The sequence below is a fragment of the Streptomyces sp. NPDC088910 genome, from assembly GCF_044749865.1.
GTDB lineage: Bacteria > Actinomycetota > Actinomycetes > Streptomycetales > Streptomycetaceae > Actinacidiphila.
The window spans coordinates 73,127-86,040 of sequence record NZ_JBIVIV010000002.1; the positions used below are offsets into that span (position 1 = coordinate 73,127).

The following is a 12,914-nucleotide window of genomic DNA, read 5'->3' on the forward strand; positions in this document are numbered from 1 at the left end:
GGCGACGACCCGCACGACCCGCAAGAAGTCCGCGACAGCACCACCCTGCCCCCGACATGGAGAGCGTTGAAACGGTCCCGCGAGAAGGCAGCGTCCGAGCTGTTCGCCGCCTTCTACCCGCGCCTCGCCGGCTGGTGCCGCCGCCTGGTCGACGATGACGAGACGGCCCACGAGATCGCCTCGGAGGCGTTCACCCGGCTCTGGGCGCGCTGGACGGCGGTGGCCGAGCCGCGCGGCTTCCTGTACGTCACCGCGACCAATCTCGTACGGGATCATTGGCGCAAGCTGGAGCGCGAGCGCAGGGCCGTACGCCGGGCCACCGTGGAAGCCGCGGTACGGCCGCCGGCCGAGCAGACCGACCCGTCGCTGCGCATGCTGGTGCAGTCGCTGCCGGAACGCCTGCGCGTGCCGATCCTGCTGCACTACTACGCCGACCTCCCGATCCGGGAGATAGCCCTGCTCACCGGCCGCAAGGAGGGGACGGTCATGTCCGACCTCCACACCGCCAGGGAACTGCTGCGCGCCCACTTGAGGAGAAGCCTTGATCACACAGTCTGACGACGGTCAGGACTTTGACCCCGAGGACCCGCTGACGGTCATCCTGCGGCCCGCCCCCGACCATCTCGGGCTGCCGCCCGGCCGGTACGAGAAGATCCGCCGGGGCGCGGCCCGCCGCCGCCTGCTCCGTATCGCCGTCGGGGTCGGCCTGTCCGGCGCCGTCGCCGTCCTCGTCGCGCTGCCGCTGCGCATGGCGGGACCGCAGTCGCCCGCCGCGCCCGCGATCCCGCTCGGCACGCCGCCCGCGAGCGGCCCCGCGGCCAGGCCCGCCGCCACCACCCCGACGCCGCGCCCCGCGCCGACCGACGCCCCCGCCACGGCGAAGACCCGGCCCACGGCCCAGGCCCCGTCCCCGAGCGCCGCCACGCGGACCGGACCGCCCTCCAAATCCGCCTCCGCCTCGCCCACTCCGACCCCCACCACGGCCCGCCCGACGGACCGTTCCTCGGACGGTCCCGCCACCTCGAACCGGTAGGCCGCGCAGGGGTGTTGCGTCCGCGAGCCCCGCAACACACCGCGGGGCCCGGCCAGGATGCGGTCGGGCCCCGCGGGGCTAGGCGGATCGGGGCGCGGTCAGTGCCCGTTGCCCCGCGCGGACCGGTGGAAGGCGACGGTGTAGGTACGGGTCACCGAGCCGTTGGGTGAAGTCAGGGTGACGGTGCGGGTGGTGGAGCGCGGCGCGGTCGAGGAGACGACCGCGCTTCCGTCGGTGACCTTGACCCGGGTGCCGGGCTGGGCCGGGACGGCGGTGACGGCCGGGACCTTGCCGTTGGCGGGGAGGTCGACGACATACGTGGAGACCTCGGGGTCGAAGCCGTCGACGGCGACTCCCCCGACCTTGAGGGCACTCGCGTCGGCGACGCTCGCCTTCGTGGCGTCGGCGTGGTTGGTGACGGTGACCGAGCCGTCGTGGTTGACCACGACGCGCGCGGCCATCGCGGCGGCCAGATTGATCCGCTCCCAGCTCGGTGCGCCGTCCGCCGTGAGGTCGAGCGGGTAGCCCGAGTCGGTGGCGGTCTGCTGGAGGATCTGGGTGCGCTGCCCGGCGGTGAGGTCGGGGAACGCGGTGATCAGCAGGGCCGCCGCGTCGGCCGGCGCCGTGAGGGGCTGACCGGCCTTGCCCGTACGGGAGAAGCCGTAGGTCAGGCGCTGCGTGTAGAGATCGATGTCCTGCGCCGTGGTGAGGCCGCCGTAGGAGTCGCCCGCGCAGGCGGCGAGCGTGTCGCCGTATCCCCGCTGCTCGCACTGCGCGAGCAGCACGTTCTCGATCTCGGTGTGGGCCTGTGTGAGCAGGTGCGCGAAGTCGGGGTCGGCCCATCGGTGGGCCACGGTGGCCTGTCCGGTGATGCGCCCGCCCATGACGTCGAGCGGGTAGTGGAAGCCGAGGATGACCCGGTTGTCGCCGTACTCCGAGGTGCGGGCGAGGATCGACGGCGCCAACTCCGGCAGGAGCGTGGCCAGTACGGTCCCGGCCTCGTAACCGCCGTACGTGTGACCGCTCGGGTACGAGCCGCTGGTGGCGAGGCCGCTGTACGAGCCGTCCTGCGACTCGTAGACGTCCCCGCCGTCGCCGACGAAGCCGAGCCGGACGTACGGGCGCAGGTAGCCGTAGTGGTCCTTGGCCGCGTCGTGGGTGTCGAGACCCTGGGTGACCCGGCCGAACAGGGCGTTGGTCTTGGGCAGTTGTCCGCCGCTCAGCGCGTCGCTGTAGATCGCGCCGAGCCGGGACCCGAGGCCGTCCGCCAGGGTGACGGTGGCGCTGTGCGTCGCGTCGACCTCGGCCCTGTCCACCTCCTTCTGCGTGGCCGCGTTGTTGACGCGCACCGCGATCTCGTCGTTCTCCGCGGTGAGCGACGCGCCTTTCGCGACCTTGGAGTTGGCGCCGAGGACGCTGGAGGGGAGGTGGTCGAAACCGCTGAGGAGATTGGTGAAGTAGTCGGAACCGTCGCCGGTCGCGGGCCACTTGTCCGACGCGTAGCTCGCCTTCAGCGTCTCGTCGGGGAACGGGGACGGGGTGTACGCCGGGGCCGCCGCGTCCTGGGCGGCGGCCGGGTCGTCCGAGGTCCCGGCCAGCGTCACCGCGGTGACGGTGGCCGAGTGGGCCTTGGCCTTGGCCGCCGAATTGCCCTCGGACTTGCCCGCCGTCGTGCCCTCGGACTTGCCCGCCGAATTGCCCTCCGCCTTGCCCTCCGTGTTGCCCTCCGCCTTGCCCGAGACCGTGAGCAGCGCCGTGCCGGTCGTGGCGGGAAGGTGCGCGCTGGAACCGTCGTCGAGGGTCACGGTGTAACCGATGACCGGGAATCCGCCGTCTCCGGCCGCCCGCCAGGTCACCCGGACGTGGCTGCCGTCCGTGGTCACCCCCGTCACGTGGGGCTTCTGCGGCTTGCCGCCGCCGGTCACCACGGGCGCGGTCGCGGCGCTCTGCCGCGAGGCGCCGACGGCGTTCAGCGCCTGGACGCGCGCGGTGTACGAGCGGCCCGCGGGGAGCGAGGTGAACACCGTGCCGCGGCTGTTCGGGTCGCGGATCTCGACCTGGTGGCCGTCGCCGAGGCTGATCCGGTAGCCGGTGACGGGCGAGCCGCCGGTGTCCTGCGGCGCGGCCCAGGCGACGGTCACGCTCGCGCCGGACGAGGTCGCCGACACCGCGCCGGGCGCGGCCGGAACGGTCTTGGGCTTCGTCCTGAGCGCGGACATCGCGCGGTCGAGGGCCTGGTAGCGCGCGGTGAGCGTCGTGTCCGTCGCCTTGTCGTCCGCGACGGCCGCCTTGGCCGCCGCGAGGGCGGTGGTGAACGCCTTCCACGACGCGTCTGTGTAGCGCGCGTTGTCGAGGGCCGACGCCGTGCCGACCAGGTTCTCAAGTCGCAGCCGGGGCAGCGGAATCAGCTGGTCGGCGGCGAGGGTGAGGCTGCGGGTCTGCGTGTCGACTTCGAGCTGGGCCGCGTCGTCGGCGGCCAACACAGCTTGCGCGAAGCCGAGTTCACGCCGGAACACGCCGAAGTCGATCGTGTCGTAGCGCGCCGCGTCACCGGACAGTCCCGCGTACCGGTCGATCGCCTCGCGCAGCGCGGTCTTGTCCGTCGCGGTGGGCGTGTCGACATGGCTGAAGGTGATCCGGCCCAGATTCGCGACGTACGGGTGCGAGGAGTCCGGAGTCGTCAGCAGCCGCAGGTGGACGGTGTGGGTGCCGGTGACCGGCGTGGGCAGCGTCAGGCTCGTCGTGCCTCCCGACGACCACGCGCTTCCGGTGACCGGCAGCGGGACGGTCGCGTACGGCGTCCCCGGATCGGCCGCGTCGAAGGAGTCCAGGTAGAGCTGGACGGCGGAACCGGTGCCGCAGCGCGCGGAGTTGTTGACGTAGGTGAAGGTGACGGTGTTCTTCGGGGCGGACCCGAAGTCGACGGCGCCGTAGCCGGCCCAGGCACCGTTGTACGTACCGCCGAGGTCGGTGGTGGAGCCGGAGCCGGTCCAGCCGACCGGCTCGCTCTTGAGGCCGCCGCCGCTGTTGGAGTCGAACGCGGTGGCGTCGAAGCCCACCGGGGCGTCGGCGGTGCGCGTCAGGGTCAGCGAGTAGACGTTGGCCACGTACGGCTGCGAGGACGACTGGGTGCTTGAGACGAAGTCGGCGTACACGTCCTGGACGCCGGTGAAGACCGCCGGGTCGAGCTGGACGGTCGCGGTGGCGAGGGTTCCCCAGCCGGAGCCGGTGTAGTCGAGCGGGATGTCGACGGCCTTCTCGCCGTCCTTCGAGCCGAGGTGCAGTTCGAGGTGCGAGTCGGACGCGGCGCGCGACTGCGGCTTGTCATAGCTGACGGTGACGGTGTCGGCGCCGTCCTTGAGGTCGGTGGCCTTCCACTGGGCCCACGCGCCGTTCGTGGTGTTCTCGAAGATGCCGTTGCCGAGACTGAGCGGCAGCGAACCGCCGCCGGTCGTCGTGCTGTTGGCCGCCGTCAGCGTGGCGAGCGTGGTCAAGGGCGACGAGGAGACCGCATCGGGCGAGAACTGGTACCAGTCGAAGTTCGACACCCACTGCTGGCCGGACGGCGCGTGGAAGACGAACGTCGCACCGGACGCGGCCAGCAGCGCGTCCGGGTCGGTGACGGCCGCCCGCACGGTGGTGTAGGTCTGCCAACTGCCCGTGCCGGGCAGGGAGACGGTGGCGACGACAGGGCCGTCCGCGGCGCCCGCGTGCACGTCCACGCTGCTCGGCTTCGCGCTCGTGGCCTGCGAGTTGGCGTAGCGGACCGCGACGCTGCGCGGGGCGACCCCGCCGAAGTCCAGCTTGTTGTACCGCTCCCAGGCGCCCTCGGTGACCCCGCCGAGGTCGCCGTCGGAGTAGTACGCCTCCTTCACGAGGCCGGGGCCCTCCATCTGGTCGGGGGCCTCGGCCTGGAGTACGGCGTAGCCGCCCTCGTCGATGGTGAGCGCGTCGGCGGCCGAACGCAGCGCGTCCTGCGCCGCCATGAGCGTGCCCGTCCTGGCGGCGGTGTCCGCGAGGACGGTCCGCGCGCGCTCCAGCGCCGAACGGAACAGCGTCCAGGAGCCGTCGGAGTAGTTGCCGCCGCGCACCAGGGACGCCTGGTCGACGAGCGCGCCGAGCGAGGCGCGGTACACCGCGGCGGCGGAGACGGTCAGCGGGTCGGTCGCCGAGATGCCGGTGCCGCTCACCGTGGAGGCGCGCACGCCGTGGGCGAAGGCCGCGTCGCGGAAGGTGATGCCGTAGCGCGCGTCGACCTTCGCGGCGCCGGTGAGCGACAGCGTCGCCGTACGCGAGCCGGTCACGCGGAGGTCGGCCGTCACGCCGCCGGGCAGGCCGGTCACGCTCGCCGCGCCGGACTTGGTGAGGCTGGTCCCGCTGCGGGCGGCGAAGGACGCCGGTCCCGACAGGGTGAGCTTCACGCTGCCGTGGACGGTGCCGTCGGCGGCGGTGGCGACGGTGTCCGGGCGGGCGGACATGACGGTGCCTGTGCTGCCCGTTCCGGTGCCGCCGTGGCCGGTGTCGGTGTCCAGCGAATACGCGGGCTTGGTGTCGACGCCCCACCGGGAGGGCTTGGCGCCCATGGTGAAGTCGAGGGTCCCACCGGCGATGATCTGCGAGTAGTCCAGCCAAGTGTCGCCGAAACGCTTGCCGTTGAGGGTCGCGCTCTGCACGTAGTAGTTCGTCGGCGAGACCCCGCCGGCCTTCACCGTGAAGCGCGAGCCGTTGGCGTACGTGATCGTCGTGGAGTCGAAGAACGGGCTGCCGATCTGGAACTGGCTGGAGCCCGCGGTCACCGGGAACAGGCCGAGGGCCGCCGCGACGAACATGGTCGACATGGTGCCCGCGTCGTTGTCCATGGTCGGCAGGAAGCCGTTCGGGGCGAGCTTGTAGACCTGCGTCTTGACCGGCGGGGTGAACTCGCCGCCGCCGCTGGGGGCTTCGTTGGTGGAGCCCGTCGCGATGTACCGGTTCCAGGTCGAGCCGGTGTAGATGGCGCGCACCCACTTCTGCGTCAGGCTGGGCTCGCCGACGTAGTTGAAGAGGTACGGGGCCTGGAGGTCGATCTCGTTCGCGTTGGAGTGCAGCATGGTCGAGCCGTTGTCGAGGGCGGAGTCCTCGCCGAACATGTGGTAAACGGCGGCCTTTCCGGCCTTGGCGCCGCCCATGGCCTTGATGAGGCCGCCCATGTCGTAGGCGTCGTACCAGTGGTACTGCCAGAGCGTGCCCTGGTAGAGACCGGCCGCCTCGAACTTCTCGTAGTCGGCGCTCTGCCAGTCGCCGCCGGACGCGCGCGGGGTCAGCAGACCGACCTTGGTGCCGTCACCGGCGGTCCAGGCACCGGACTTCACCAGGTTGTCGATCGCCATTGTCGACTGCGTGCGCAACTTGGCGGCGTCCGCGTCCTTGCCGAGCGCTCCCGCGATGACGGACAACGCCCACTGGTCGTAACCGCGTTGGACCGTCGTACCGGGATCACCGGTGACGTATCCCTGGCGCAACTGCGCGCCCGTGTAGAACCCGGAGTACGACAGCAGCGCCGGATACGCCTCGTCCAGCCGGTCGAAGTTCTTGTACCCCTTCGACAGCGCGTCGGCGATCACCACCGCCGAGCGCTCCCACCGCACGGTCGGCACCGAGTGGGTGAGGCTGCCGAGGCTCTTGCCCGAGGCGTGCGCGTCGGCGAAGAGCACGATGAGCGACTGCACCAGGTCCCGGTACGTGGCCGGGTCGATGTACGCCTCGACCGAGTACTTCCTGAAGTCGTCCCAGGTGGACCAGCCGTCGTAGTACGTGAAGCCGTTCGCGGTGTGCACCGCGCCGTCCGCGCCGCGGTAGGTCCCGCTGGTGCTGGTGGCGTTCACCGGCAGCCCGTACATCCGGTACAGGTGCGTGTAGAACTCCTTGGTGAGCGTCGACCCGGGGTCGGACGTCGCGGAGGCGCTGACGGCGACGGCGCCGAGCGTGCTGTTCCACTCCGCCTTCGTCCGTGCGCGCGCCTGGTCGAAGGTGAGGCCGCCGACCTCGTTGCGCTGGTCGGTCACGGCCTGTTCCGCGCTGATCGGCGAGAGCGTGACGCGCAGTTCGACGTCGCGCCCGTTCGCCGTGTCGAATCCGAGGACCGCTCCGGCGTCGGAGCCGTCCCGCGTGGTCGCGTCGCCCAGCGTGCCGTCGTTGCCCCAGCTCTTCAGCGAGGTCACCGGGACATTGGTCGTGGCGGCGTAATAGAGCTGGTACGAGGCGCCGTTGAACGAACCCGCGATGAGGCCGGTGATCGAGGTCGTCCCGTTCGGGAGCGTCGTCGCCTTCATCGTCGTGCGGGTGCGGCTGGTGAAGTTGTTCGCGAGGTCGAGGACGAGTTGGGGCTCGGCGCCGTCCGGGAAGCTGTAGCGCTCCAGGGCCGTACGCGTCGTCGCCGTCATCTCGGCCTTGACGGTCCCGGCGTCCCGCGTCACCGCCGAGGCGGTCCCGGAGACCGACCCGAGCCCCACCTGGTAGTAACCGGGCGTCGCCGTCTCGTCGTTGTGGCTGTACGGGTGCGCGTATGTGCTGGGCGCCGGGCGCTTGTCGTAGCGCACGGACGTCGGGACGACCAGCAGGTCACCACCGCCGCCCGAGCCGCCGACGCCGTCGAGATTCGTCGCGGTGAACCCGGCGATGCGGCTCTCGTTGTAGTCGTACCCGGTGTGGTTGCGGCCCGGTGTGGTCAGCGGGTTGACCTTGGCGAGGCTGTGCGGCGCCTCGGCGCCCGGCAGGTCGTTGCCGTCGTCACCCGCGGTGGAGACGAAGGGGTCGATGAGCTTGGTGTAGTCGGTGCCGCTCGACGCGCCGGACGTGTGCGACGTGTTGGACGCTTTGGCCGAGGGTGCCGCCGCGGCCGTACCGGCGCCCGCCAGCGCGGCGAAGGCGAGCGACCCGGTGAGCAGCGCCGCGACCGTGGCGCGCAGGCGGCCGTGGTGCCCGCGGGCGGCTCCCGGTGGCGTCACGCGCGGCGTCGGGGCGTGGGATCTGATGGGCATGTGGCCTCTCCGGAGTCGCGGAACGCACGCACGACCCCGGGACGACAACGTTGTCAACCCAACACTGGAGCGTGCAGAGTGAGATGGCGGTGGACACGCCGGAGTATTCCCGCAAGCGCCCACGGACGTCCACCATCAGACACGGGAAAGGCGTACGGGGGACGAACGGAATCCGCACAGAAGGTGCGCTCCGGGCGCACGGGCCGGGGCGTGGGCGCGCCTCATGCGGCCGGTGGCCCGTCGGCCGGAGCGGACCGGCCCCCATGGCCGATGTGAAGGGGTGTGGGACGGGAGTTGGAGGGGAGCCGTGAGGGGAGTCGGACCGGGCGCCACATCTCCGGTGGATAACGACTCGGTGAGAACCGGCCGGGCACCACATCCATCCGGCCGGGTGGCGCGTCTCACCTTCGAGCCGCACACTCTCGTGTGACCGCGCCGCAGGGGCATTTGGAGCAATCAACGTGATAACCGGCAGCAAGGCCATTCGTCGTACGTCCGTGGTGGCCGTCACCGCGGGCGCCGTACTGACCGTCGGAGCGCTCGGCTCCACGGCCCAGGCGGCGACGCCCGCGCCGCCACCGATCGTGGCCAAGGGCGGCTACGTGATGAACAACTCGACGGGCACGACCTACTACACCAAGACCGCCGACACCAAGCGGTCCACCGGCTCCACCACGAAGATCATGACCTTCGAGGTGGTGCTGCGGCAGAAGAAGCTCAACCTGAACGCCAAGGTCACCGTCCAGAAGGCGTACAGCGACTACATCGTCAGCAAGAACGCCTCCTCGGCGCGCCTGATCGTCGGCGACAAGGTCACCGTGCGGCAGCTCCTGTACGGGATGATGCTGCCGTCCGGCTGCGACGCGGCGTACGCGCTGGCCGACAAGTACGGCGTGGGCTCCACGCGCGCCGCGCGGGTCAAGCAGTTCGTCGGCCAGATGAACTCCACCGCCAAGGCGCTGGGCCTGAAGAACACCCACTTCGACTCCTTCGACGGAATCGGCAACGGGAACAACTACTCGACGCCGCGCGACCTGACGAAGCTCGCGAGCACCGCCATGAAGAGCGCCGACTTCCGCTCGGTGGTGAAGACCCGCTCCATCAAGACCAAGGCCACCACCAAGAGCAACGGCTACCGCTACTACACCTGGACCAACACCAATACGCTGCTGGGCAGTTACAGCGGCGCGATCGGCCTCAAGACGGGCTCGGGCCCGCAGGCCGGCTACTGCCTGGTCTTCGCCGCCACCCGCGGCAACCGCACCGTGATCGGGACCGTCCTGTCGTCCAGCTCGGTGAACCAGCGGGCGACGGACGCCAAGAAGCTGATGGACTACGCCTTCAAGCGCTGACGCGCCAGTTCGGCGGGAGCCCTTGACGAGAGGGCCCGCTGATCAAGAGGCCCCCTGACGAAGGGGCGCTGACGAAAAGGCCCCGCTCGCCGTCTCCGGTGAGCGGGGCCTTCGTCCGTACGGCGCGGGCGGGCGCCGTCAGTTGGTGTAGTACAGGTACTTCCACCCCGTGGACGTCGTGGTGTTCAGGCGGTCGCCCGAGGAGCCCTTGACGTACACCGCGCGGACGCGGGCCCGGATGCCGGACTCGCCGGGTCCCGCGAGCCCCACCCGCGAGGTGCCGGTGATCGCCAGCCGGAAGTACTCGCTGCCCGAGGAGTACCAGCGGCCCTTGTAGTAGACCTGGAGGTCCAGGCGCTGCGAGCGGCCGTTGGCGTACGTCATGTGCGTGGTGAACAGCGCGGACTTCTTCTTGTGGAACCAGTAGTACGAGGTCGAACCGACCTTGCCCTTGCGGTAGTTGCCGGACACGGCCAGCGAGACACTGACCTGCGTGCCGACCGAGCGGGCCACCGACTTCGGCGCGGAGACGGCGTCACCGGCGAACGAGGCCCAGAAGGTGGTGTTGCGGCTGAGCCGGTAGGTCACCTTCAGGTCGCCCGCCGCGTTGACCTTCGCGGACTTGACCAACTTCTTCTGCCCGCCCGCCGGTTGGGCCCAGATCGAGAGCACGCGGCTCTTTCCTGTCTTGCCCAGGTGCCCGGTGACGGTGGCGGTGGACCCGTAGGCGTACGTGGCGCGGTTGGTCTTCACGCTCGCCGCGGTGGCCAGGCGCGAGACCTGGACGACGCGCTTGCCGGAGCCCGCGGTGTGCGTGGCGTCGCCCGCGTACGTGGCGGTGTACGTGACGCCGCCGCCGGTGGTCGGGGTGTCGGTGAAGCTGAACGTGCCGTTGGCCGCGACCGACTTGGCGCCGAGGGACGTGCCCTTGGGGGAGGTGAGGTCGGTACGCGTCACCGTGACCTTGGCGCCCGCGGGGAACGCCGTGGTGGCGGTCAGCTTGCCGCTGACCGTGATCTTCGTGGCGCGCTTGGCGGTCGACGGGGCGCTGACCGTGACGGCGGTGACCGACTTGGTGGGGTCGGTCAGCACGCGCAGGGTCGGGTGCTGGCCGTAGACGTCGGCCGTGACCGCGAACAGGCGGCTGCTGTCGGGCGCCCACGCGAGGCCGCCCGCCACCAGGGCGGAGGCGGTGCCGGGGTTTCCGACGACGCCGAAGTCGTAGGTGCGGACGCGGTGGTCGGAGCGCGGGCGGAAGATGTAGACGTCCGGCTCGTAGGCGCCGTCGATGCCCGCCGCGATCGTCCCGTCGGGGGCGACCGCCACCGCGTTCGGGTACGCGTCGGTGGTGTAGCGGCCGTCGTCGGCCAAGTCGGAAGTCCGGTACGCCTGTTGGAAGTACGGGGCGCCACTGGCGACCAGCACCTGCTTGCCGTCCGCGGACAGCGCGATGTCCTGCATGTTCCCCGCGTTGTTGGCGTTCCACCGGTACGCCTGGGGCTCGGCGTGCCCCGACGACACGTTGTAGACCTGGAGCTCCATCGGGCTCTGGACGGGCGTCCCGGCCGCCACCACGTCCGGGTTACCGGGCGAGGAGGCGAGCATCGGGGCGGTGCTCCAGGTGTGGGGGCCGCCCTGGCCGAGGGTGACGACGGCGCCGTTGGTGGTCCGGGTGGGGGTGTCGGCGGCGAAGGGGGCGGGGGGTGCCGGGGTGGTGGCGTCCGGGGTCGGGGAGGTGGTGACCGGCGGGTCCGAGGGCGAGTCCGTTGGCGTGTCGGTCGGGGTGTCGGTCGGGGTATCGGTCGGCGTGTCCGACGGTGTGTCCGACGGGCTGGGGCTTGGGGCCGTGGTGTCCGTCGGGGTGGGGGTCGGCGTCGACTCGGGGTCCGTCGGGGTCGGAGTCGGGGCGTCCGTCGGAGGAGTCGTGGGCGGGGTCGTCGGCGGTGGAGTCGTCGGCGGAGTCGTCGGCGGGGTCGTCGGGTCGGTCTCCGGGTCGAGGTCCAGGGAGCCGAGGTCGGCGGACCCGTCCGCCGCGTATCCGAACCAGATCGTGTGCCTGGTCATCGCCAGGTGGCGCGGGGCGACACCGAGCGGGTAGCGGGCCGTCTCGCGCAGGGTGGCCGTGTCGATCGCCGAGATCGCGTCGGCCTTCGGGAGCGCCACGTACACCGTCGAGGAGTCCGCGGACAGCACGAGCCCGGCGGCGCCCGGCTCTGAGGTGATCTGAGCGACGGTCTTGCCGTTGTAGTCGGCGACGACGACCTTGTTGTCGGTCGTGCTGATGAAGACGCGCCGGTGCGCGCCGTCGACCACCATGTCGGAGTACGAGGTGATCGGCAGGGTGGCCGCGCTGTCGGCGGCGGCCGGTTCGGCCGCGACCCCGAGCAGGGAAGCGGTCGCGAGCAGGACGGACAGAGCCGTCCCGCCCGCCACATGACGGGTGAGCAAAGTGGGTTCCCCCCAGGAACACGTGCGGGGCCGGACGTCCTCCGGCACGATGCGGGCGCGCCGCCGAGCGCGGGTTCCGATGCGGACCCGGCCTGCTCGCGGCGCTGACCATGAGCACGATAGGGCACGGCTGTGACAGCGGGCCATCGCATTGGCGCGGGCCGCCGATCCGTCACGGCGCCTTGTCCCCGCGGTGGCCGTACCGTGCCCGATTCGGTCTCTGGGCTCCTACAACCCTCCGGCCGCGCGTGCCTTGGGGCCGGACACGCCTCCCGGCCGGACATGCCGGACGCGCGGTACGGAGCCCGTGCCCGTACCGCGCGTCCGGTGGCGGGTCAGCGCTGAACGCCGGTAGCGCTGAGCGTCGGTCAGCGCTGAGCGGTGGACGCCGAGGGGGACCAGATGTCGATCACGATCTGCTGCCGCTCGGGGCGAACCGCCGCCGCGCGGCCCGCGTAGTTGCGGTCGACCTGGGCCGCCTCCGCCGCGTTGGGCTTGGCGTTGAGGCACGCCGTGCCGGGGCCGTGCCCCGACATCAACTCCGAGCACGGGCCGCTGTAGTGGTCGAGGAGCCCGAGGATGTGCCCCGTCTCGTGCGCGGCGATCCGGGTCACGTCGTACCCCTCGTTGACCGCCTCTTGCCCCAACTGCACCTGTCCCCTGCTGCCTCCCGGCACGATCGGCCCCAACGTCGTCTGCGGCCACCCACTGGTCGCCTTGTACACGAAGTTCGCCGAGCCCGCCGAATTGGCCGCTTGCAGACGCACGTTGTGCACCGCGCTGTTCCAGTTCTGCACCCCCTGCGTGATCGCCGCCGCCCACTGCCCCGCCTGGCTGGCGTCATAGGTCAAGGTGACGACCGCCGTCGCCGCCTTCGGTTCGGCCTGCGCCGAAGCGACCCCGGACGCGGTGCCCACCATGGCCGGAATCAGCGCCGCCACAGCGACTATTCGCGTGATCATGAGACTCACCCACCTCCTCAGAACCAGTTGCCCCGCAGTCCCCCAGGGCACCACGCCCCCATCCCCCACCACAAGTACCCGTTTCCCGCCCTTTCTCCGC

General features: G+C 71.3%; 6 protein-coding genes. 3 read left to right on the plus strand and 3 right to left on the minus strand.

Going from position 1 to position 12,914, the window contains the following annotated elements; genetic code table 11:
- The first annotated feature begins 66 nt into the window (after positions 1-66).
- Positions 67-558 (plus strand): sigma-70 family RNA polymerase sigma factor, encoded by a 492-nt coding sequence (locus ACIP4Z_RS04930; RefSeq protein ID WP_391042400.1) that lies wholly within the window; start codon positions 67-69, stop codon positions 556-558.
- Positions 542-1,033 carry a hypothetical protein gene (locus ACIP4Z_RS04935; RefSeq protein ID WP_355336453.1) on the plus strand — a complete coding sequence of 164 codons (492 nt, stop codon included), beginning with the start codon at positions 542-544 and terminating at the stop codon, positions 1,031-1,033. Before ACIP4Z_RS04930 ends, ACIP4Z_RS04935 begins: the two co-directional genes overlap by 17 nt.
- Positions 1,034-1,131: 98 nt before the next feature.
- Here ACIP4Z_RS04935 and ACIP4Z_RS04940 read toward each other — a convergent pair whose 3' ends face one another.
- Entirely contained in the window at positions 1,132-8,052 is a 6,921-nt protein-coding gene (locus ACIP4Z_RS04940) for a glycoside hydrolase domain-containing protein (RefSeq protein ID WP_401305151.1), read from the minus strand.
- Between the two features lie 461 nt (positions 8,053-8,513).
- On the opposite strand from ACIP4Z_RS04940, the gene ACIP4Z_RS04945 reads away from it, so the two are divergent.
- Entirely contained in the window at positions 8,514-9,404 is an 891-nt protein-coding gene (locus ACIP4Z_RS04945; protein ID WP_355336455.1) for a serine hydrolase, read from the plus strand.
- A gap of 138 nt (positions 9,405-9,542) precedes the next feature.
- Here ACIP4Z_RS04945 and ACIP4Z_RS04950 read toward each other — a convergent pair whose 3' ends face one another.
- Both ACIP4Z_RS04950 and ACIP4Z_RS04955 read right to left on the minus strand, forming a co-directional pair.
- Positions 9,543-11,852 (minus strand): YncE family protein, encoded by a 2,310-nt coding sequence (locus ACIP4Z_RS04950; protein WP_401305154.1) that lies wholly within the window; start codon positions 11,850-11,852, stop codon positions 9,543-9,545.
- A 368-nt stretch (positions 11,853-12,220) separates the two neighbouring features.
- Positions 12,221-12,814, minus strand: a complete 594-nt coding sequence (locus ACIP4Z_RS04955) for a snapalysin family zinc-dependent metalloprotease (protein WP_401305156.1) — start codon at positions 12,812-12,814, stop codon at positions 12,221-12,223.
- Positions 12,815-12,914 lie beyond the last annotated feature (100 nt).

What these genes read in the sequence shown, in the direction of transcription:
- ACIP4Z_RS04955 (WP_401305156.1), bottom strand. Translation starts at nt 12,814, where the DNA reads ATGATCACGCGAATAGTCGCTGTGGCGGCGCTGATTCCGGCCATGGTG.
- ACIP4Z_RS04940 (WP_401305151.1), bottom strand. Translation starts at nt 8,052, where the DNA reads ATGCCCATCAGATCCCACGCCCCGACGCCGCGCGTGACGCCACCGGGA.